This is a genomic window from Bacillus sp. CD3-5 (genome assembly GCF_006349665.1).
GTDB classification, from domain to species: Bacteria; Bacillota; Bacilli; order Bacillales; family Bacillaceae_G; genus Bacillus_A; species Bacillus_A paranthracis.
In genome coordinates this window covers 246,608-269,802 of sequence record NZ_VEPX01000001.1, presented here as the reverse complement: position 1 = coordinate 269,802, position 23,195 = coordinate 246,608, and the positions used below count along the sequence as shown (strand labels likewise).

Genomic DNA, 23,195 nt, shown 5'->3' with positions numbered 1-23,195 from the left:
TTTCACAATGTATGTAACGTTACTATTATTGCATGTAAAAATGATGAAGTCATCTTTCTGGGGTAAAAATGTGTTGGAATTCGGTTTTGGCGAATGGAATTGTATTAAAGGTTTTATCTTCAATACGGTACATGAAATTATAATAATGATTTTAACCATATTACGGTACATGAAATTTATATCGACGATTTTTCAAATATATCAGCGATTCTTAATTTATATCGGCGATTTTTCAAATATATCGACTTACCGACAAAAATCGACAACACAAAAAGACCCACTCATTAGAAAGTGGGTCCTCTCCAATCACTTATTTTCCGAAAATCGAAGAAGCTGCGTTAATCCTGGTTCTAAATTCATTTCGCCTTTATGTCGTACGTATACAATCTTGTTCCCATCAAATTTTGGAGGATTTCCTGGATTATACGTCAGCCACTCGTCCGTTCCTTCTACATTATACTCCATATACTCCGTTGCACCGACGATTACGTTTTTACTATCATCTGCCGTTACATTTGGTGCCATTTGTGCAATTTTCGAATCACTAATTAATAATTTCTTTATTTCCTTATCACGTTTGTAATCGTAAGCTGTCACCATTACATCGCTACCATATGCTTTCACTTGCAACCCTTGTTTGAATGAATAGCCATCAGGAGCAGTCTTCTCTCCTCCATTTGGTCCAGCCGACATCCAGCCCGTTTCAATACCACCTGTATTTACAACTGTAAATCCTTTTTTATCTCCGCCTGCAATTTTCTTTTTACCAGCCCAGTCTGGCAAGTTTAAATCCCAGTGCGTGTGACTCGTAAAGAAAACAACTTGTGGATAGTCTTTTAATATATCATACAACTTATCGACATTTAAATAATCTTGTAAGTACGGTGATTGTCTTGATCCAGACACCGTATCAGGTAAAACGTGATGAGAAAAAATGAAAATTGGTTTATTTTTATCTTTTTGGCTGTACTCTTCTAAATTTTGTTTTAACCAACCTAGTTGCTCATCACTCATATATACTTCGTCCCACATTTTTGAATCGTGGTATTTCATATATTTTTCAGTTCCTAAAAATAAAAGCGGATAACCGTCTAATTCTTTTTTATAATATACCTTTTCTTGTCCGCTAAATTGTAAATAGCGGTTAAATAGCGTTTCCTCCGTTACACCATTTGGCCATGTACTTTGAGATAGCTTCCCATCAGCTGTCCATTTACCAGCATAAAACTCATGATTCCCAACAGTTGACCATACATTCTCTGGATGCTTATTTTTGTTTAATACTCGCTTTACATCATCATATTGGGACTGTTGTCCAGTTGGCGTTATATCCCCATTCATAATAAGCGCTCTAGAAAGCGGCGTCACTTTGTTCATATCTTTTAATACGTGATCAAAATCTCCTAAATCACCTTGAATGTCACTAATAACGTTAAAAGTTGTAGCTGATTTTCGAACTTGCTCTTTCCCTTCCGCATGTGCTGAAAATGTCGGTAATAATGCCGTCATAACCACTAACGAAGCAACTGTCTTTTTCATACAAATTCTCCCCCTAATAATAGAATGTACAAACTGACATATTCTGCTTTCTCTTAGGTGCTTGTCCAATTCACATTATAAGGAGGGATTGTAAAGATAGATGGAGTAAAAAATTAAGTGTTTTTTAAAAGATTTTGTTGTTTTTTGCACTCCACAATTAGTGATTCACGCCAATCTAGCTTTCTAGCCTTTAACATTACATACATGTAAATTTTGATGTTAATTTTTTTCGTTTCATACGTTGTTTTTTATTACTTTTAATTTAAGGGTTTACTGATTTTTTATCCGAGGACAATGAAATTCATCAACAAGATAGACATGAGGTTATATTTATGGTTTCAGTTAATGTCCCTAAAATACTAGTTCGGTTAAGCAATTCGATATATTCCACACTACAAATATTTATTTTATAAAAAGAAGAACCCCAAACATTTTGAGTAAAATGTTTGGAGTTCTTCTGGCCTCCCTAAGTTTTTATGAAAAAGATTGATTATTTTATGTAGCCTACTAAAAAAACATTTTGTTCAATCAACTAACAGAACAAGATGAAACACTTATAACTCCTACAATTTACGAATCTTATCCTTTTTTGCTTAAAAGCGATGTTTTTTTGCCATCGGTTCTATATATGTATTTAATATCCACATTAATACTTTCCATACCTTTTGTTGGCTAGGTGGTAAATGAGCGTTATATACATAACTGTATTCAATTTGCTGTGTTGCACCACGATTTCGTTTGAACTCTCCAGCCCCAGCACTACAATGACAAATTAAATCTTTTTCAATAGAATCCATTGTAATAAGGAGGGACAGTATACGGTATAAACCTTGTTGCTGGTCAGTGTTTGTATGATAACCAAGGATCGGCGTTGTCATAACTCCATCCCTAATAAAATAAGCAATGACACCATCAATTGTATTCCCTTTTTTTATGGCCTTTATCTCAAATAAACGATGCTGAAGAGCATTCCATAAATAAGCGGGTGTAAACATTGGGTTATGGGCAGAATATTTTTCTATATATAGTTGGTTGTATAAATGGGAAATTTGTAAAATATCTTCTTTTGTTAATTCTTCATTCGTAATGATTTCATAATTGCTTTTCTCTAATAAACTTTTATCATTTAGTAAATCTTTTCGTTTTTTTCGATTCATTTTTTTATACTGTTTCGGATCAAATAAGTATATAGAACGAGACATAATTTTATTGTAACCGACTGTAGATAGTGCTTCTGTCGTTGCGGGATATAATTTGTTATTTAAAGAGCGAAATAGAATAGTATGCTCTGGAAATTTCTCAACTAATAATTTCGTTATTTGTTCGATTTGTTGTTCGTTGATAGAGTGATACAGATTTGTTGAAAGCATCCAATTATTTACGACAATGACTTTATTTATATTCGTTCGTCTTAGCCAATTTCCCATAAAATGAATCGGATAGGTTAGTAGCTTCTCAAGCCATGGTTTTTTCAACTCCCATAGCTCTTCTAACGCATAAGATATGTAATGTGTATAAGGAGAACATACATATGAATTTTCGAACTCTGCGTTATTAAGAGTGACTGGTAAGATGAGATCATCAATTTCTAATAGAAAGAGCTGCGTGTTCACATTTTCAATAAATGCTGTAACGCCCTGTTGAAAAAGAGGCAAGAAACTATCTCGTACATACGCTCCATCTTTTTTGGATTCCCAATCAATGCTATGCAAGGAATGATCATCATGTAACTGAATCATTTATGTTCACCACGCCTTACAAAACTTTCTATTCTTTTTAATTTTTTATCATATACTTGAATATCGTAATGCGAAAAGAAAACATGCGGTATCGCACACTTTTTCGTAGACCATAGTGTATGTAATTCTTGCATTACCTTTGATTGACATAATTCGAGATTTTCAGGTAGTGCTTTAAGTTTAATTTCAATTTTATCTACGCTATGTTGTATTACTTTAAATTCTTGGATGTCACTAGATGCAAACAAAATTGCTCTTCTAATAAAATCTGGAAAAATAAATATTTCGCTATGATCCACTTCACTTATTCCAATAAATATATCGTCACATCGACCATCAATACGTTCTAATGCTAAGAAAGGTGAGCCACAGCTGCACGGCGTTTTTTTCTCAATTAATATGTCATTGAGACGATAGCGTATAATAGGCTGTGTTTTCCTCATGAAATCAGTAATTATGGGAACAAATATCCCTTTCTCTTGATCTAAGTATTCTTTTTCAATATGAACGAGGTCTTCATTCATGTGTAATGTCCCCTGCTTGCAGGTGGTAGCAAGAAAACCTTCTGTACATTGGTAAACTTGGTGTACTGTCTGCTTGAAAGTTGCAGAAATAAAGTCTCTATCAATATCTTCAAGCACTTCTGCTACAGAGATAATTTTCTTAGGACAAATTGTAATCAGTCCTTCTTGCTGCCAGTAAGCAATTTTCCGTAACATAGACGGAGGTGCAATTAAAATAGATGGCTTTACTTCATTTAATCGCGTGATATGCTGTTGAAACGAATCTAGTAAATCAAAAAAATGAAATGAGATTCGCTTATTTTTTGTCGCTTCGTATAAGTTGCTATTTGCACGTAAGAAAAAAGCAATCGTGTGTTTATGTAGAATGCTAGAAGGAAGCACCTTTCCAATAATCGAGCCAGCCCACAACGTTTGTTCTTCCTCGGAAACGAGAAAAACCCCACGATTTCCACTAGTGCCTGATGATAAACCGACAGTTATATTACGAATGGTTGGTGAGAAATTCCGGGTCTTCTCTGCTTCAAATGCTATATGAAACGCTTCTTCCTTTGAAATATGGACTGTATTTAATGTATCAAAATGTTCCATCATTACTTCTTTATCAATAATGGGGAGTGCACACAAATTTCCCTTTTGAATTTCATGTAAAAACGGCTTATATAACTGGCGATAAAAAGGCGACGCCTCTATCGTGAACAAAAGTTGTTTTTCTATTTGTTGTTTATGAAACTGTTCCAATTGTTTGCGATTTGAAAATCTCAAGCCATATTTTGTTTTCAAGTATTGCTTGAGAATCCGTAGTTTATTCATAGTACACCTCTGCTTTAATTTTATCCCATGTATGTTCACAATGCGTTGGTACAATTTCAATCTCAGATGATGTTTGTGATAAATGGTGTAACTTCTCAATATTCTTCCGGTAAGACTTTGGGTCGCTCGTTAAAAGGTTGGCAATCTTACTAGGAAATACAAGGTTTTGATACGTTTTACTTAGCCACACTGCGTCTGCGCAAAGAAAAACAATTTTATTACTCTGTAAATGGACGAATATACCAAATTGACCAGTTGCATGTCCTGTTAAGTCAACAGCAAATAATGAGCCATCATCAAATACATCATAGCCCTCTTCAAACTTTCCATATGTAGAAGGTAAGTTAAGAGATGGAGTTCGATCAATGAATGTCATCCTCTGCTCTAAATCCACTGGCAATGTATCTTTTAGGCACCCTTTTAATAGAGCACCAAATTTACTTCTCTTTTTAATATCCTCATAAGCTTTTGCGAAGGTTAATATTTTCGCTTTTGGAAAATCGGGTAAACCCGCTGTATGATCGCCATGAAAATGAGAAAGAATAATATATTTAATTTCTTCTGGCTGAATACCATCAAGAAGAAGTTGCTGTTTAATAGATTGCTCTTCCGTAAAATGAACAGGCGTCAGTTTTGCATATACAGAGTAAGGGAATTTTTTTGTCGCTTCTTTAAAGTGTCCTGCATATCCAGTATCAAATAAAATATATCCTAATTCTGGATGCTGGAGTAATCCTACTGTTGCTGGAAAACAGATTTGTTTCCAACTGCCCTTGGAGTATGCGATTTTTTCTGGATGTGTACAATATCCTGTATCATATAGCTTTAAAGATTTGATTTTCATTGTATTTTCCACCAGTCTACAAATTTTGTAATTCCTTCTTCTATACTGACCTTTGGAGCATATCCTAGTTCTTCTTTAGCTTTATCAATACTTAACGTCTGGCTTTTTGAAAGGACGCTAACAGTATACTTTGTAAGAATAGGTTCTTTTCCGAATAAAATAGTTTTTGAGACTCCTTCTAATATAGCCGCTAGTGTAAAAGCAGTTTTGTAGGAAATTTTTTTATATCGTACTTCCTTATCAAGGCGCTTCATTACATTTTCTATGACCTCATATAAATTGATACGTTCATCATTTGTTATATTGTACTTTTGCCCTAATGTATGTTTTGGGGAATGCATACAAAGAAGTAAAGCATCTACAACATTCTCAACATACGTAATATCAACAAGAACATTTTCTGTACCAATTCTCGGTAAAGCCCCTTTTTCACATACTTTAATAAGACGCGGAAGAATTGCGTTATCCCCTGGTCCGAATAAAGCACGCGGGCGTATTGTGATAACTGGTAAACCATGTACGAAAGCTTGATCAATCGCTTGTTCAGCTATGTACTTCGTTGTTGCATAATGATTTACAAACGTATCAGGAAGTTTCGCATTTTCTACTACATTTTGTCGCTCATCATAATAAAAATAAATACTTGGCGTTGATACGTGGATAAGGCGTTTTATACCATACTTTTGACTTCCCTCGATAATATGTTTCGTTCCTAACACATTCGCATTATAAAAATCTTCATATTTGCCCCAAGGGGAAGAAAGTGCGCCACTATGAAAAATATAATCTTTATCTTTACAAACTTGTACCACACGCTCCCTGTCTTCAAGAGGACAATGAACAAACTCGATCCCATTTTGTTCTAATACCTTACCGATTGTTTTATTTCTTCCCGTTGCCGTTACTTCATAGCCCATATTTTTCAGTCGAAAGGCGAGTTTTTGTCCTAGAAAGCCCGTTCCACCAGTTACTAGCATTTTCATAAATCTTCACCATCCCACGATATGTCATATGTTGTTTGCTCTAAAATAGTCCGTTCATGTTTATAACTTTCACGCCATAATTTATACATGCTAAAAAACTGATAAAAAAATGGTTTCCAATCATTGTGACGATAAACGATATCTGGATAAGAGCATAGAACTTTTAACCATCGTTTACGTTTTTCTTTACTTTTTAAATAAGGAAATCCATATAGAAGCATCGCTAACCGAATTGCACACTCCGAATTTTGTTTTGGAACGAATGAATTGTTTACTTTTTCATTAAAAAACGCGGGCAATATTTCCTCATCGAATAAATGTAATCCACTTGTACTACGTGGATTACATTCAATTGGAATCGCATCTCCATTCTCTGTAACGATAAAATCAAAGGCAATTTGTCCTGAGAAATTTAACTCTTTTACAATATGCGTAACAAACTGATCAATTTTAGGATGATTCATATGCTGAAACGCAATGGTAGCACCTAAGCCTGCCGTGAATTCCGTTTTATACGTAGAGTGAGCCAACACTTCCCCAGATTGTGCAATACTGTAGGAACAATGCTGCGTTCCTTGTATAAACTCTTGCATAATATAATTCGGCTTACGTATCATGCTTTCTTTTAGAGCAGCCTCTTTTGTAATAAATTCCACTTTATCAGAAAACCGGGAGTAAATCGGCTTTAATACAAAAGGAGTATGAGCTGGTGTTTTGTGCATCATTGACCTTATCGCTTCTTCATTATTTATTCTATATGTTGCAGGTACTTGCCACCCTAAATTTTCTACGAACTGAATAAATACCCACTTATTATGCAGTAATAAAAGTTTTTGAAAATCATCTACTAATACATGACAAAATGCACTTAATTCCCCTTTATATTTAGATATATAAAATACTTCTTCACAAGTAGGAATAAGCAAATCTACATTGTGACGTTGAATAATGGATAGTAGCGCACGAATACTTTCATTTGTTTTCCACTTTGGAGATGGGATTTCATAAAAGTAATCCGTACTTTTTGAAACTTTACTTAACGGATAAGGAATACTATCTGCAATAATAACGGTATGTCCAGCGTTATGAAACAGTCTGCATAAATGCAAAGTTGCTGGTGCACGTGCCCCTGTCAGTAATACTGTTTTCTTAGTATTCAAGAAGGATGCCCCCGATAGAAAGTCCCGCAGAAGTGCCTAATAATAATATTTTATTTCCACGTTGCACTTTCTTTTGCTTAATCGCTTCGAAAAGAGCGACTGGAATAGATGCGGAAATCATATTGCCGTAGTCTTCAAAAATAGTCATAAAACGTTCTTCATCTACCCCTAATTTTTTACGAATGAGTCTCATAGCTGGTCCACTTGCTTGGTGAGGAATAATTAAATCAATATCGGCTAGAGAATAACCAGTATCCATAAGGAGCTTGTCGATAAACTTCATTAAATACTTAGAAGATAGTTTAAAAATGGCTCTTCCATTCATATCGAACAAGAAGTCTTCTTTTCGTTCCTCACTATACTCCCTAGGATGAATCATCGTTCCACCGCCACGAATTTCTGATAAATGCGCACCAGAGCTATATGTTTCCATATGAGAAGCAATAATAGAAGATGAATGATCGCCTTTTGTTATGACAACAGCTGCCGCACCGTCACCGAATAAAATACTGCTTTCATTTTGTCCCCAATTTAATCCAACAGAAGAAATTTCAGAAGAAATAATAACAACATTTTTGTATCTCCCGCATTCAATTGCGTATGAAATTGTATCAAGTGCTGTTATGAAACTTAGACATGTTGAATTGATATCAAAACATGGAATACCAGAATGCTGTAGCCCGAGCTGTTCTTGAATAAGTGATGCAGTAGAAGGAATCGCCTGTTGAATCGTTCCGCTTCCGCAAATAATACAATCGATATCATCCCATGTTAACTTCGCATCTTCTACAGCTTTTTTTGCAGCCTCAGCCCCCATATAAGAAGACGTTTCCCCATCAACAAAGTATCGTGTTTTTACTCCAGCTTTTTTTAATGTCCAGCCTTCTGGTACGTCTAACATACGATCTATTTCAAGAGAATCTACTTTTCGTTTTGGAAGATATGTGCCAATTCCTTTTATACTAATATATCTTTTCATTTTCTATCGCCTCTTAATCTTTTTATAAATTTTAAAATTCCGTCATATATAACTACTGTTGTAGATAAATACAGATTTTATTGTAAACTTCTGCCATCCCATTATGTACATCTAATCCTACTTCTCTTCAAAAAAGAGCCAGTTCTCTACTTGAGAACTGGCTCTTTTTGCATGAGAATTCTTCAAATACATACTTTAGAAAAACACTTTTATATCAATTTAATTATATTATAACAATTATCCGAAAATAATTAATAGTATTTTTTGTAAATAAAAGTGAATATGTGGTATGAACTTACGTGAGAGGATCGTTTATTGAGCAGCAAATATAAACATATGGAACGTATATACATCTCATTTAAACATCTTCTATTTTCTCTTTTGTTTAAAAAAAGACACAGAGATTCCTCCCCATGCCTACTAATTCCTACTTCTTCACCGCATGCACATAATGCACCGTCTCAAAAGCTTCTAAATAATCGTTTCGTCCTTCAAAATATAATGTATGAATATCCTCTGGCGATAAATGTTCATAAATGAGTAAGCCCATCTTCTCTAACAGTGCTTCCATTTCGGCATAAGAAAAACATGATTTCATCGGTTCTCCGCCTACTGCAGCCATTTTCACCATATTTTCCACTCGATTGGACAACCCTTTTTCCGTAAATAAGTTTTCATCTGGATAATCAAAAACGATAGAGCTCCCTTCTGGAACCATCTCGAATAAACATTCTATTAAACTAGAAAGCTCCCCTTTTGTTAAATAATACGACACACCTAAAAGGCTAAAGAACGTTTTTTTATTTTCAAATCCTTCATTCTGTAACTGCTCATAGGAAAATCCTTTCGTGAAATCCATCGAAATAAAATGAAGATTATTTGGAACTTCAAGTTCTGCTTCTTTTATTCTCTCCTTCTTAAACCCTTGTGTAGAAGGATGATCCACTTCAAATATTTCTATATTACTCTCTAATTCTCGGTGTCTAAAACTGAATGTATCTAATCCCGCACCGAGTATAACGTATTGTTTCACTCCCAGCGTAATCTCATGTAGTAATACTCTTTCACAATATGCCGCACGTGCTAAAGGTGTTGGTGATAATTGAACTTGCGTAATCCATTTTAATATTTCTTTCGGATTATCTTGAAACTGCTTTGCAATGTCTGTATTGAAAAAATGTATTCCTTGAACCATGTTCATTTCAATTTCGTTACGTTCTTTTTTTGAAATAAAATCTTTAGCTACATAATCATCAAAGATTTTAGGACGATCAAATTCACTGTGATACGCCCTTCCGAAAGCTGATACTAACGACGTTACACTTGCTTCACCTTGTTTCACGCACATACACTCTCCTTCATTTTCACAAAAAAATAGGGTCCCCCCGGCCAGGAGAACCCTATTATACACTTTATTTTTATATTGGTAAATTATAGCATAAATAAGTTTTTTTGTCAAGTTTCCAGCCTACTATCACTTCAGCACTTTGTATATTCTCTGGCAGGAAAATATTCAATCTACATTGAATATTCCAGACTATAACAACACACATGGAGGCCAATATGAAACGATTCGTCATTATTACGGTAGGAAAAACACACAGCGGTAAAACTACATTCGCAAAAGCTTTAGAAAAAGAGTTACCCCACTCTTTCGTTATGGATCAAGATAACCAAGCTGAATTTATTAACACGCATTACGAAAAATTACAGCCGGCTGAAGGCCCTAATACATTTAAGCACGGTCTTTCTAAATTCATTGTTGATTATGCGAAAGGACATACAAATTTACACCTTATTATTAGTAACTCCAATCGCAGTAAAAACGGAAGGTTATATTTACTAAACGAATTATTTCCACAAAATGAATATGTACGCATACTCGTTCATTTTGACATTCCAGATGATGTACTTTACGAAAGAGTGGCTCGAAGCACGCGAAATACGAATATTTTTAGAGGTGGATATGCTAGTTTCAAAGAAGTACTTGATCAACAACAAGCTGAATCACTTCACGAAGATGTCGTAGATCCTGTAGAAAACGAGGCTGATTATTTGTTTGTTATTCGCAATAGTAAAGATGTAAGCTTTACTATTGAAGAAATTGTTCATCTAGCTAAAGTTTTGTCCCCTACTCCAAAATAAGAGACTATAAGAATTACATAATGATAGATTATTATGCAAATCCTTCCTCTAAGCGCCTAACATAGTATATAATGATAAGATAATCTACTTCTATATGCTCATTTTTACACAAAACAGTTCATGCATATGAAAGAAAAGAGGTACAAAATATGAAAACAAAACAAACAATCGCTGCGTCTACACTAGCTTTAGCAATGATTGCTGGCGCAAACTCTGCTCATGCGGAAGTAACTGATGCTACTTCTCAGCAAAGTACGGGAGATCGATTAGCTGAAATTAAGCAACATAAACAAGAGTTCGATGCGAAATTGCAGCAGCACAAAGAAAACGTGGATCAAACATTGAATGAACTTAACCAAGTTAAGGAAAATGTTGATACGAAAGTTAATGAACTACATGAGCGTAAACAAGTTGCTGATGAAAAAATTAACGAAATAAAACAACGTAAAGAAGAGTTCGATGCAAAACTTCAGCAAGACAAACAAATCGCTGAAGATAAAATCGCTGAAATTAAAGAGCATAAAAAGCAAGTAGAAGATAAAGTTGCTGAAGTGAAAGAACATAAGCAAAATATCGATAACAAAGTAAATGAGATTAAAGAACATAAACAAACTGTCGATGAAAAAGTGAATGAAATTAAGCAGCATAAAGAGAACATCGATCAAAAGGTTAATGAACTTAAGGAAGTTAAAAAACAAGTCGATGAAAAATTAGCTGAGTTAAAGAAAGCAAAACAAACTGCTGAGGACAAACTTGCTGAGCTAAAAGAAAACAAACCGAATACTGGTAACACGTTAGAGGAACTTAAGAAAATTAAAGGTAATTTAGATAGCCTTTCCGCTAACTTAGAACTAGCTAAACAAGATGTGAAAAACAAACTAGCTGCATTACAAGAAGCTAGACAAGATTTAATCAATAAAATTAACGAAATGAAACAAGCGAAACAAACTGTTTCAGACGATTTATCAAAGAAAAAACAAGACTTAGATATTAAAATCAATGACTTTAAACATACTGAGAAAAAAATTGATGACAAATTAGCTGAGATACATACAACGAAGCAAAATGTAGATAACAAAATTAATGAAGTATCTCAAGCAAAACAAACTGAAACAAAGACTGATACTACAAACACAAACACTAATACTAAAGAACTTCCTAACGCTGGTAGTGAGCAATCAAATAATATGGCTTTAGGTATGTTATCTGTATTAGGCGGGATTTTATTAGTAACACGAAATAAAATTAAAACGTTATTCTCAAAATAAAGCTATTATACAAAGGCCAACCGCATGTACGGTTGGCCTTTTTCTTTATATTAATTGTCCATCTCGAAGCGTCAATATACGATCACATACATCAAGCATTCTTTCATCATGCGTAATCATAATTGCTGCTTTTTGGCTCTCCTTCACTTCACGTTTCATCATTTCAACAACTTCACGTGCGCGTTTTGAGTCTAAGCTTGCCGTTGGCTCATCCGCTAATATTAAATCTGGGTTATTCATGAACGCACGAGCAATTGCTACCCTTTGTTTTTCCCCACCAGATAGTTGATTTGGATAATGATTTTTTCTTTCTCCTAATCCAAATGCTGCTAATAAATGATCCGCACGCTTTTCTGATTCTTGTTTACTTTCTTTTTTCAGCTTAGCAATGTAAAGTAACTGTTCCTTCACATTTAAATATGGAACAAGGTTTGCAAACTGGAAAATGAAGCCGATTTTTTTCAAACGAATGTCTGTCATTTCCTTTTCTGATAACTGTGTAATATTTTGCTCACGAATATAAATATCCCCTTTTGACGGTGATAATAGTGCACCCGCGATTGATAATAACGTACTTTTTCCTGATCCAGAAGGACCGACGATTCCGATAAATTCTCCAGCTTTCACATCAAGTGATATCGGATGAAGGGCTGTTACTTCCGTATTCCCTTCTCCGTACACTTTACTTACTTTGTCTAATTTTAATAATGAAGTCATTACATCCCGCCTCCAATTGCCTCTAGCGCATCAACTTTTAATACTTGGTATAACGAAATAAGTGTTCCTAAAATACTAATTAAGATAAAGATTGCTGCATATTGTGCAATCATCGGTGTTGTTAATAAGAACGGCATACCTGCTGGTAAAATTTGTTCTAATCCTTGTACAAGAACGATACTGATTACCATCGCAACGACTGATAAGAATAACGCCTGCACGACTAAGCTATTTGCTAAATACGAATTCTTCGTACCGATTGCTTTTAATACACCTAATTGCTGTGTTTTTTGCAGTGTAATAACGTAGAAGAATACACCGATTAGTAACGCAGCGATAACTAGTAAGAATGCAATAATCATCGTTAATGTTCCTTGCTCTTCTTTAAATCCTGGAATACTTTGCAATACTTCTTTTTTGTCAATTACGTGTGCATTTTTAGTCTCTTTATCTGTGTTAAGTGCAATTGCACTATAATCTTTTTGGTTTGGTTGTGAAATAGCACCCCATACGTCTTCATTTACATAAACGACTGGTGTATGGCTAAACATTTGATCTTTCGTAAATCCAACGATTGTAAATTCTTTCTTTGAAACAGGATCAATAATTGTATCCCCAATATCGATTCCTTTTTCTTTAATTGATTCGTCAGCAACCATTTCGTTATTTGCTGTACCTAATTTCTCACCTTTTACAATGTTCGGTTCTAAAAATGTATCGCGTTCACTTGAGAAAATAGCGATATCAACCTTTTTTGAACTATCTTTCTTTTCATACGTTGAAACTTTCACACGAAACGGAACGGCCTCTTTCTCGCCTACTTGATTTACTACGTTATCTACATCATCTTTCTTAATTTGTGAACGAAGTAATTTATTTTCCGCATCATCTGCTAAAACGAACTTGTTTGCCTCCATATTTTGAATCGATGAAGCATTATCATATGATAATCCATTTGCTAATCCTGAAATCACAAGGACTAAAAATGATAATAACACCATAATCAATCCGATTAATCCGTATCTTAATTTTGATTGTTTTAATTCACGCAGAGCTAAAAACATTTCGCTCGCTCCTTCCTCTTTCTTTCTATGCACTTATCATAAAAAAGAAATATGAACGGAATATGAACAGAAGATTACAGAGGAAAGATTAAATTTTCAGAAAGTATTGAAAATAAATAGAATCCTTGATACAATTCAGTCAAATAATATTGACCGAGTAATTTTATTCAAGGAGTTGATCATTTTGAAGCCCATGTTCACACTAACTACTTATAGCCAACTAAAAGCAATGAGCGATCCACTACGTGTCGAAATGATGATGCGTCTATGTGAACGTCCTTATACAGGACAACTACTATCTGAAAAATTCGGCATTTCAAGGGCGAAAATTCATTATCATTTAAAAGAATTAGAGAAAAATGGCTTTATAGAAATCGTATATACAGAAGAAAAAAATGGCATCGTTCAAAAATTTTATCAATCTGTCGCTAGAGGCTTTACCCCTGCTGCCGAACTATTACCTCATTTAGAAATAGTAAGTGAATCAGGTCGCCAAATCTTTTTACAAATGACGGAAAGAACGAAAAGTCATATTCTTGCTGCACCCGAAGAAGCTTTTACATTAAGAAAAGAAAGTGAAGACCCGGCTGAGTGGAATTACGTTTCATCTTGCTGGGAGTTTGATGTTACGCCAGAACAATTTCAAGTGTGGGTGAAAAAATTTCATCAATTGATGGCTGAATTAAATGAAATCGCAAAAGACGCGGATAAAGATCCAAATAGTAAATCTTATTACATTTCTACCACTGCACTTCAAATCGCAGAGAGAACAATGCAGCAATTTATTAAAGAAGAAGAAAAATCGTAATACGATTTTTTTTACATAAACGGTCAAATTTATTTTACCGAATAAATTTCTTATAAAGGAGTAGATAAAGTGGACATATTAAAAAACCGGAATTTCCTATTATTATTTTTAGGAAGAATTTTTACCAACATAGGAGATAGCTTATATTACGTAGCAGCAATGTGGCTCGTATATAAGCTGAGTGGTAATCCTTTTTATTCTGGATTGGCTGGTTTCCTTACGTTACTACCTTCTGCATTACAATTCCTTACCGGCCCATTCGTTGATAGATGGCCAATTAAAAACACTCTCGTCATCACACAAGTACTGCAATGCATTCTTATATTAATCATTCCTATTACACACTACTTCGACCTACTAACCGTCCAATTACTACTCATCATTATGCCAATCGTAGCTTTTATCGAACAATTTGCCTATCCCGCACAATCAAAAGCTTTACCACTTCTACTGCATAAAACACAATTATTAAAAGGAAACTCACTCTTCTCATTTGCGTATCAAGGCATTGATTTAATTTGCACGACGCTTTCCGGCATATTAGTAGCACTATTTGGCGCCATTACTTTATATTTGGTCGACTCCTTAACATTTGCGATTACAGCTCTTTTGTTCTTTTCATTGAAAATGCCACAGCAAACCGATACGGGCACATCACTTTCAACTAAACAATATTTCTCTGATTTAAAAGAAGGCTTTTCAATCGTCTTTCGTTCCTTAATGAGCGTCTTCTTAATCGGTTCAGTTGTTGCCAATTTTTCTATCGGTATGACGATGGCAATACTCCCTTCTTTCGCTGATTCTTTAGGAGGCGTGAAATCATATGGCTTCTTCTTAGCTGCTATATCAGCAGGTAGTCTCATCGGTGCATTATTCAGTTCATGGGTTGGTAAACGTAATGTTGGCCGCGCTTCTATTATTAGCTTTGCGACTGGCGCTACCTTTTGGTTCCTCTCTACGGTTGTACCGTTTCAATGGCTATCTATTCTCTTATTCGGCCTAGCTTGGATTCCAATTGGTGCAACCAACATATTATTTGCGACAATTAGCCAAATTGTAATTCCAAATCAATATATTGGCCGCATCAATTCAGTCATGCGAAGTATGAGCACAATTGCTATGCCGTTCGGTTCTTTAATTGGCGGATATGCTGCAAATGTATTGAATAGCCAAATCATTTTCGCACTCGCTAGCATCGGGATTTTATTTATTTCTCTCGTATGGCTACTTCATCCGAAATTACGGGCATTGCCGAAAGCTGATGAGATTACAGCGGATACTTTTGGGGTTCGGTTTAAGGAAGAACGTGGGAAAGGTGCGGCTTTATAATAGGAGTTAGGGTACGTGAAATTTATATCGGCGATTTTTCAAATATATCAGCGCAACTCGAATTATATCGGCGCAACTCAAATTATATCAGCGATTTTTCGATTATATCAATTTACCGACAAAAAACGACAAAAAGAAGAGGCCGTTTCCAAACAGCCTCTTCCCTCTATTTCGGAAGCTCCACCCGAACAGTCGTCCCTTCCCCTTTCGTGCTATAAACCGAAACAGTTCCTTTATGCAGTTCAACAATCTTCTGCACGATCGATAACCCTAAACCGCTGCCTTCTACATTTCTTGCTCTTGCTGTATCTACTTTGTAGAAGCGATCAAAAATACGTTCCATTTCTTCTTTTTCCATGCCGATTCCGTTATCGGATATAGAGATTATAACGCTAGACTCTAACTCTTCGACGAAAAACTCAATAGTCCCACCATCATTTGAAAACTTAATGCTATTCGTGAAAATGTTACTCCATACTTGATGAAGTAAGTTTTCATCGCCTTTTATGACGATATCCGGCACATCAAATTCAACAGCGATATCTTTTTCACGCCATTTCCATTCAAGCATAAAAATGACATCTTTAATTTGCTTCTGCAAATTGAATTCTTTTATTTGTAATACTTTCTCTTCTTTATCTAAAGAAGCTAGCGTAAGTAACTGTTTACATAAACTAGACATTCGCTTACTTTCGCCCTCAATAATTTGTAAGTAATGATTTCTTTCTTCCTCACTCATCTTTTCTGTTTGCAACGTCTTCGAAAAACCTTGTATAGAAGATAGCGGCGACTGAAATTCATGTGAAACGTTCGAAACGAATTCTTGTCTCATTTCATCTAATTCTTTTATACTTTTCGTCATCTTTTGGAAGCTTGTAGATAACGTTCCTATTTCATCTTTTCGTTTTACATCTAATTCGATTTCATATTCACCACTCGCAATTTTTTGCGTAGCCTTCGTAAATTTACGAATCGGACGAACGATATATCCTGCTGCAATCGCTATAAAAATAATACTTAATAGTACGATAAACCCAAGTAATACCGCTAAGAAAATTCGCATCTCGCCAAATTGGTTTTGAATATCAGGACGAATAAATAATGCGTACTGTTTATCACCGTGCTTTAGCGGTACACCGACACTATTTATTAATTCATTATCGAAAAAACCGGTAATAAAGAGGCGAGTCGGATATGTAGAAACGCCATTAAACGTTTCCCCTTGCAGTACTTTATGAACGGTATCATCACTAATAGACGTCTTACGAAACGCATTACCAATACGCTTTCCATTCTTTTGATCATCGACAATATAAATCTCATATCCTAACTTCGCAATAGAATGTAAATACGCCTCTTGATTTTCTTCACTTTGCTTTTCATATAACGATTTAACTTCCTCAGCATACTTTAAAATCTTTTCGCTGTTATACGGTTTTAACTTCACTTGATAATATACGTTCGTCAATAAAAAGCCGATAATACTACTAAGTAGCATAATACCGACTGTCATAAAAACAAATCTAGAATATAGTGATTTCATCTTATTTCAGCTCCAACTTATAACCGAGTCCGCGCACTGTTGTAATTTGAAAATCATCCGTTCGTTTTGAGAAACGATCTCGGAGCCTTTTCACATGAACGTCAACCGTTCGTTCATCCCCTTCAAAATCCATTCCCCATACTAGCTCAATTAACTCTTCTCTTGAAAATGTTCTCCCAGGATAACTAGCTAATTGTGATAATAATTCAAATTCCTTTAATGGAAGCAAAATCGTCTGCCCGTTACACTTTACTTCAACACCTTTACGATCAATTGTTGTTCCATGGAGTGTAATTATGTCAGCGCTCAGCATTTGATAACGGCGCAATAAAGCTTTCATACGGAAAATGACTTCAGCTGGTTCAAATGGTTTTACGATATAATCGTCCGTACCAGAAATGAATCCTTTCTCTTTATCGACTAACTGATCCTTTGCTGTTAATAAAATAACAGGTATATCATGATACTTCCGTATTTCTTCACATAACGTATAGCCATCAACGAACGGCATCATAATGTCTACGATCGCAAGATGAATATTTTCCTTCTCTAATACGTCTTGCGCTACCTTTCCATCTTCTGCTTCAAAAACTTTAAACCCCTCTTTTTGTAAATGGTAATGTAACAACTCTCTAATATGTTTATCGTCATCAGCTAATAAAATATGTATCATCTTCATTAAACCCTCTCTTGTTCATCCTTCTACATCACTACATTAAGAAACAATTGGATTTTTTGCAAGAAAAAGAATCTATTTTGAAAACAGATGATTCAAAATAGATTCTTACGTTTTAGTATTAAGATTATTTTAATTAAAAACAATTTTTAAGCCTTCGAAATATCAACAAATCCTTCCCCGAATACATCACGAACATCGTGTATAGCGATGAATGCAGCCGGATCCGTAGTTTGAACAATCCTCTTTAGCTTCACTACTTCTTGCTTATTAATAACAACGTAAAGAATGTCCTTCGGCGTTTTCGTGTAATAACCATGACCTGAATACACAGTAACCCCTCTACCCATTAAAGAAGTCACCTTCCCGGCAATTTCATCTGGTTTATCAGAAATAATCGTAATGGCCTTTTTCGGATTTAAACCTTCAATTACAAATTCCATTACTTTCGTTCCTACATATAACATAATAATTGTCAGCATCAACTTTTCTGCACCAATGATGAAATAAGATGAAAACGCAACGATTAAATCAAAGAACAGTAGACCGTAGCTAATGCTCCAACCTAAGTACTTATGTGTCATCCTCGCTAAGATGGTAGTACCTGCTGTCGTTCCACCAACACGAATAATAAGACCAATCCCGCACCCGATAAATATTCCACCGAAAATGGCATTTACGAGCATTTCATCGGAAGCAATCGTCCATCCTTCTGTTAAATGAAGGAATAGCGAGTTCGTAACTACAGCTATAATCGTATAAATTGTTGTGATCTTATTTAAAAATTTATAACCGACTATTAACAAAATGGCATTTAAAATTAAGTTAACTAAGCCCGGTGACCATTCAAATAAATAGTACGTAATAATCGTGATACCTGTTACTCCACCCTCACCAAACTCGTTCGGGATAACAAACAAATTGACACCTAACGCAAAAAGAAATGCACCAATAATAATAAAAATAATGTCTGTCGTTCTTTTTTTCATACAGTACCTCACTTCTTATGTAAATATTTATTCTGTCATAAACTCTCACCATTATATCGTGGAATATTCAAATCGAACAGTGGTTTATTTTTATTTTAATATAGGATGATAAATCAACTTTATCCTATATCCACATGTAATTAAAAAAGGATAACAACTGTATTTATTATGTACTACACATAACGTTTTGATTTCACATACAATTGATGCTAAAAAATGAATATGAACCGTGAATTGCTTCATTTGTCTCAATAGCAGAATAAATAAAAAAGTACCCATCAAATGATTACTTGATGGGTACTTTTTTATTTACAGAAGTCTAATTAAGACCAAATCCAAACATCATCATTATTTTCAACGTTGCTCTTTACTTCATAAACCTTTTCAATATGATCGGTTGTGTTCCAGTTAATAGAAATACCACCCCATCCCACATACTTCATATCAATTTTCACTTTCTCACCCGTATGAAATACTTGTCCCTTTGTTAAGAAAACATCAATAATCACTTTCTTCCCGTTTAGCGATGGATACTCCACTACGACATATTTATTAGCACCGTCTCCCTCATCTTCCATCGTTCCTACTTTTGATACTTCACCAATTACATAATCAGGTGAGCCATCTTCTTTCATGTGCATGCCTAACTTGTTTGTTGTATTTTCAATTGCAGTTGCAACCATATATTCTGTAAAATTACGCATCATAGATCCAGTAGCTTTTACTTCATCTCCTACTTTCACATTTGAAAATGAATCTATATATACACTAACCGGTTCTTCGTATTGCTTAGATTGTACGACAATTACACCGTTATCTACTTCTACTACTCGTCCTTCTAATGTTGAAAAATTCGATTCTATAGAAGCTGCATTCGCTTTTGTTAGTTCTAACCCTGGTAAATTCGTTCCTGATAATGCTGCGATTCCTAAAGCACCTGCTAAAATTAATTTTTTCATACCCATTATGAAACATCTCCATTCATGATGATTTTATTTTTGATTGGATACGACCAACCTGTAACTATTATAGTTACAAGTTATATAAAATAGCAACCATCTTTCTTATGCAATGTTGCATACTGTAACTTTTAAATATATTCAACACGCATGCTAAATTCTTGAATACCAGCAGGTAAACGGAATGATGATGAAGAAATAAATGTGATGCATCATATTTTTCAATGCTACAGTTTGTATAATTGTAGTCCATTACATTATGTAGGAGAAAGAAAAAGTAAACAAAAACATAGACAAAAGTAGGCAAAGTAGTTATTTACGCAAGAGTATCAAATCCAGGTCAGAAAGATGATTTAGAAAATCAGGCTGAGTTTTTAAAAACATTCGCAAATGCACGAGGGATGATTGTAGATGAAGTTATCAAAGATATTAGTAGCGGATTAAACTACAAAAGAAAACAGTGGAATAACCTGATTGACAGTTGTATGGAAAGAAATATTTCGACTATCATCATCGCACACAAAGATAGATTTGTACGTTTTGGATATGATTGGTTTGAAAAGTTTCTTCGTAAAATGGGAGTGAAAATTATGATTGTTAACAATGAAAAACTATCTCCTCAAGAAGAACTTGTTCAGGATTTAATATCTATCATTCATATATTTAGCTGTAGAATATATCGGCTGAGAAAATACAAAAAGAAAATGTCGGGGGATGAAGATTTATGAAAAGAGCATATTTAATAGAAATCAAACCGACAACTGAACAAGTTAGTAAAATCCGTCAAACTATTGGGGTGTGTCGATATGTATATAACCTGTATATCTCTAAAAATAAAGAGGCATATGAGTCGGATGGGAAATTTCTTAGTGGCTATGACTTTTCTAAATGGTTAAACAACATTCATACAAAAGAGTGTGACCAGTGGATTAAAGAAGTGTCGAGCAAAGCGGTAAAACAAGCGATTATGAATGGAGATAAAACTTTTAAGCGATTTTTTAAAGGGTTATCCAAATTTCCACGATATAAGAAAAAGAAGAAGCAAGATGTGAAATGTTATTTTCCTAAAAACAATAAAACAGATTGGACAGTAGAAAGACATAGAGTAAAAATCCCCACAATTGGTTGGACAAGGTTAAAAGAATATGGATATATCCCTAAAAATGCAACTGTAAAAAGTGGCACAGTATATCAAAGAGCAGGAAGATACTATATTTCTATACTCTGTGAAGTGAAAGAGGTAAAACCAAATTCAATTCTCAATGCAGTAGGTATAGGAATTGATTTGGGAATTAAAGACTTCGCTGTACGTAGCGATGGAAAAACTCACAAAAATATAAATAAAACAGTACAAGTAAAAAAGATAGAAAAACGGTTAAAACGTGAACAACGCTCTTTATCACGCAAATTTGAAAATATAAGAAAGAGAGGTGAACAATCTGTTACTAATAAAAGAGCGAATATAGATAAAAATATTCTTAGGGTGCAACAACTACATGCTAGGCTAGCAAATATTCGATTAGCGTATGTAAAGTCTATTGTAAATGATGTGGTGAAAACCAAGCCAATGTTTATTACAGTAGAAGATTTGAATGTGAAAGGTATGATGAAGAACAAACATCTATCTAAAGCTGTAGCGCAACAATGTTTTTATGCTTTTAAAACATGGTTATCAACGAAATGTAGGGAATATGGAATTGAACTACGGCAAGTGGACAGATTCTATCCATCTTCTAAAATATGTTCATGTTGCGGTCAAAAAAAGTCGGATTTAAAGCTGTCTGACCGAGTATATACATGTGATTGTGGCAATGTAATGGATAGAGATTTGAATGCGTCAATCAACCTTTTACAAGCAAAAAAATATACAATACTAACGTAAATAGATTGTATATATGTACGGTGGGCTACATCGGAATTTACGCCTGTGGAGTGTCACAGCAAACTGTAGTAGCAAGTGATTAGCGAGGCAGGGCACGTAGAAGCAGGAATACTCTAAGAATATACATTTGTCTATATTTTTAGTAGCAGCGGAGTTAACATGTTAATAAAACCAAAAAGATTACAGGCAGGAGATATTGTAGCAACAGTAAGTCCTTCATGGGGAGGCGCAGGTGATTCTGACATAAGATGGCGTTATGAACAAGGAATTAAAAGATTAGAAGAAATTTTCGGTCTTACCGTTATCCCAATGCCAAATAGTTTAAAAGGTAGCGAATTCATTTATAACAACCCACAGGCTCGTGCGGAAGACTTAATGACAGCATTTCAAGATACGCGCGTGAAAGCAATTATTGCAAATATTGGCGGTGAAGATAGCATTCGCTTACTTCCTCATATAGACTTTAATGTAATACGTGAAAATCCGAAAATTTTTATGGGATACTCTGACGTTACCATTTCACATTTATTTTGTCATAAAGCAGGTCTTTCCTCTTTTTACGGTCCAGCAATTTTGACCGACTTTGCTGAAAATGTAGAGATGGATCCATATACGGTTGAAATGGTAAATCGAACTCTCTTTTCAAATGAAACAATTGGCGAGATTCAACCAGCTCATAAATGGACAAGTGAGCGTTTAGAATGGATTGAAATAAATAAGGATACAAGACGTACGATGCAGCAAAACAACGGATATGAGTTACTTCAAGGCTCTACTACTGTACAAGGGCGTTTAATTGGTGGGTGTATCGAAGTATTGGAATTTGCAAAAGAAACGGAACTTTGGCCTGAGAAAAAACATTGGGAGGATAGTATTCTCTTCTTTGAAACTTCTGAAGATCATCCAGAACCAAGTTATATAAAGTATTGGTTACGAAATTATGCAGCGCAAGGCATTCTGCAAAAAGCAAAAGGTATCATTTTCGGTAAACCGAAAGATGAACAATACTATGAAGAATATAAACATGAAATACTGAAAGTTATGAGAGAATATAACTTAGAAGATTTGCCGATTCTTTATAATTTAAATTTTGGCCATACCGAACCGAAGTTTATTTTACCTTACGGCGCAATGGCAGAAATTGATTGTGGAAATGGATCGTTCTCTATTTTAGAAAGTGGCGTGGAATGAATAAAATCACTCCTATGAGATATGAATGTGAATGGATACTTTTTAA

Annotated in this window: 20 protein-coding genes and 1 pseudogene; 7 read left to right on the top strand and 14 right to left on the bottom strand. The window is 34.7% G+C overall.

All coding sequences use genetic code 11. From position 1 onward, the window contains the following. Window positions 1-306: 306 nt before the first annotated feature. The 8 genes from FH036_RS01450 to FH036_RS01415 form a co-directional block, all read right to left on the bottom strand. Window positions 307-1,539, bottom strand: a complete 1,233-nt coding sequence (locus FH036_RS01450) for a DUF4073 domain-containing protein (protein ID WP_139895198.1) — start codon at window positions 1,537-1,539, stop codon at window positions 307-309. 593 nt (window positions 1,540-2,132) lie between these two features. Beyond that, window positions 2,133-3,278, bottom strand: coding sequence for a hypothetical protein (locus FH036_RS01445; RefSeq protein ID WP_139895197.1), 1,146 nt, complete (start codon window positions 3,276-3,278; stop codon window positions 2,133-2,135). Beyond that, window positions 3,275-4,612, bottom strand: coding sequence for a F390 synthetase-related protein (locus FH036_RS01440; protein ID WP_139895196.1), 1,338 nt, complete (start codon window positions 4,610-4,612; stop codon window positions 3,275-3,277). Before FH036_RS01440 ends, FH036_RS01445 begins: the two co-directional genes overlap by 4 nt. Further along, a complete protein-coding gene (locus FH036_RS01435) occupies window positions 4,605-5,456 on the bottom strand; it encodes an MBL fold metallo-hydrolase (protein ID WP_000695247.1) in 852 nt (283 codons plus the stop codon). Before FH036_RS01435 ends, FH036_RS01440 begins: the two co-directional genes overlap by 8 nt. Next, window positions 5,453-6,439 (bottom strand): NAD-dependent epimerase/dehydratase family protein, encoded by a 987-nt coding sequence (locus FH036_RS01430; protein WP_000783223.1) that lies wholly within the window; start codon window positions 6,437-6,439, stop codon window positions 5,453-5,455. Before FH036_RS01430 ends, FH036_RS01435 begins: the two co-directional genes overlap by 4 nt. Further along, window positions 6,436-7,599: an ATP-grasp domain-containing protein gene (locus FH036_RS01425; RefSeq protein WP_139895195.1), complete on the bottom strand. Its 1,164-nt coding sequence runs from the start codon at window positions 7,597-7,599 to the stop codon at window positions 6,436-6,438. The genes FH036_RS01430 and FH036_RS01425 overlap by 4 nt, the downstream gene beginning before the upstream one ends. Further along, the gene (locus FH036_RS01420; protein WP_139895194.1) at window positions 7,589-8,578 is read right to left on the bottom strand and encodes a beta-ketoacyl-ACP synthase III; all 990 of its coding nucleotides are present in this window, start codon (window positions 8,576-8,578) and stop codon (window positions 7,589-7,591) included. The genes FH036_RS01425 and FH036_RS01420 overlap by 11 nt, the downstream gene beginning before the upstream one ends. Window positions 8,579-9,005: 427 nt before the next feature. Beyond that, window positions 9,006-9,926 (bottom strand): class I SAM-dependent methyltransferase, encoded by a 921-nt coding sequence (locus FH036_RS01415; protein ID WP_138321620.1) that lies wholly within the window; start codon window positions 9,924-9,926, stop codon window positions 9,006-9,008. 215 nt (window positions 9,927-10,141) lie between these two features. On the opposite strand from FH036_RS01415, the gene FH036_RS01410 reads away from it, so the two are divergent. Together FH036_RS01410 and FH036_RS01405 are read left to right on the top strand one after the other, a co-directional pair. After that, window positions 10,142-10,723: an ATP-binding protein gene (locus tag FH036_RS01410; RefSeq protein WP_044793116.1), complete on the top strand. Its 582-nt coding sequence runs from the start codon at window positions 10,142-10,144 to the stop codon at window positions 10,721-10,723. Window positions 10,724-10,872: 149 nt separating this feature from the next. After that, window positions 10,873-11,991, top strand: coding sequence for an LPXTG cell wall anchor domain-containing protein (locus FH036_RS01405; protein ID WP_139895193.1), 1,119 nt, complete (start codon window positions 10,873-10,875; stop codon window positions 11,989-11,991). A gap of 45 nt (window positions 11,992-12,036) precedes the next feature. Here FH036_RS01405 and FH036_RS01400 read toward each other — a convergent pair whose 3' ends face one another. Further along, window positions 12,037-12,708: an ABC transporter ATP-binding protein gene (locus FH036_RS01400; protein WP_000202597.1), complete on the bottom strand. Its 672-nt coding sequence runs from the start codon at window positions 12,706-12,708 to the stop codon at window positions 12,037-12,039. Then, entirely contained in the window at window positions 12,708-13,772 is a 1,065-nt protein-coding gene (locus FH036_RS01395; RefSeq protein ID WP_000477756.1) for an ABC transporter permease, read from the bottom strand. The genes FH036_RS01400 and FH036_RS01395 overlap by 1 nt, the downstream gene beginning before the upstream one ends. A gap of 184 nt (window positions 13,773-13,956) precedes the next feature. On the opposite strand from FH036_RS01395, the gene FH036_RS01390 reads away from it, so the two are divergent. Together FH036_RS01390 and FH036_RS01385 are read left to right on the top strand one after the other, a co-directional pair. After that, window positions 13,957-14,580 carry an ArsR/SmtB family transcription factor gene (locus tag FH036_RS01390; protein ID WP_139895192.1) on the top strand — a complete coding sequence of 208 codons (624 nt, stop codon included), beginning with the start codon at window positions 13,957-13,959 and terminating at the stop codon, window positions 14,578-14,580. 69 nt (window positions 14,581-14,649) lie between these two features. Further along, window positions 14,650-15,909 carry an MFS transporter gene (locus tag FH036_RS01385; RefSeq protein WP_139895191.1) on the top strand — a complete coding sequence of 420 codons (1,260 nt, stop codon included), beginning with the start codon at window positions 14,650-14,652 and terminating at the stop codon, window positions 15,907-15,909. Between the two features lie 166 nt (window positions 15,910-16,075). On the opposite strand, the gene FH036_RS01380 is transcribed toward FH036_RS01385, so the two are convergent. The 4 genes from FH036_RS01380 to FH036_RS01365 all read right to left on the bottom strand — a co-directional run bounded on the left by FH036_RS01380 (window position 16,076) and on the right by FH036_RS01365 (window position 20,082). Beyond that, entirely contained in the window at window positions 16,076-17,452 is a 1,377-nt protein-coding gene (locus FH036_RS01380; RefSeq protein WP_000839492.1) for a sensor histidine kinase, read from the bottom strand. A 1-nt stretch (window position 17,453) separates the two neighbouring features. Then, the gene (locus FH036_RS01375) at window positions 17,454-18,131 is read right to left on the bottom strand and encodes a response regulator transcription factor (RefSeq protein ID WP_000781961.1); all 678 of its coding nucleotides are present in this window, start codon (window positions 18,129-18,131) and stop codon (window positions 17,454-17,456) included. 146 nt (window positions 18,132-18,277) lie between these two features. After that, window positions 18,278-19,117 carry a YitT family protein gene (locus tag FH036_RS01370; protein WP_000747495.1) on the bottom strand — a complete coding sequence of 280 codons (840 nt, stop codon included), beginning with the start codon at window positions 19,115-19,117 and terminating at the stop codon, window positions 18,278-18,280. A gap of 323 nt (window positions 19,118-19,440) precedes the next feature. Beyond that, the gene (locus FH036_RS01365; RefSeq protein WP_139895190.1) at window positions 19,441-20,082 is read right to left on the bottom strand and encodes a hypothetical protein; all 642 of its coding nucleotides are present in this window, start codon (window positions 20,080-20,082) and stop codon (window positions 19,441-19,443) included. Between the two features lie 299 nt (window positions 20,083-20,381). Here FH036_RS01365 and FH036_RS01360 point away from each other — a divergent pair. The 3 genes and pseudogenes from FH036_RS01360 to FH036_RS01345 form a co-directional block, all read left to right on the top strand. Continuing rightward, a pseudogene (locus tag FH036_RS01360) lies at window positions 20,382-20,804 on the top strand (IS607 family transposase); the annotation flags it as partial. Further along, window positions 20,801-21,958, top strand: a complete 1,158-nt coding sequence (locus FH036_RS01355) for an RNA-guided endonuclease InsQ/TnpB family protein (protein WP_139895189.1) — start codon at window positions 20,801-20,803, stop codon at window positions 21,956-21,958. The pseudogene FH036_RS01360 and the gene FH036_RS01355, both read left to right, overlap by 4 nt. 159 nt (window positions 21,959-22,117) lie before the next feature. Next, window positions 22,118-23,149, top strand: coding sequence for a S66 family peptidase (locus FH036_RS01345; RefSeq protein WP_139895188.1), 1,032 nt, complete (start codon window positions 22,118-22,120; stop codon window positions 23,147-23,149). The last annotated feature ends 46 nt before the right edge of the window (window positions 23,150-23,195 follow it).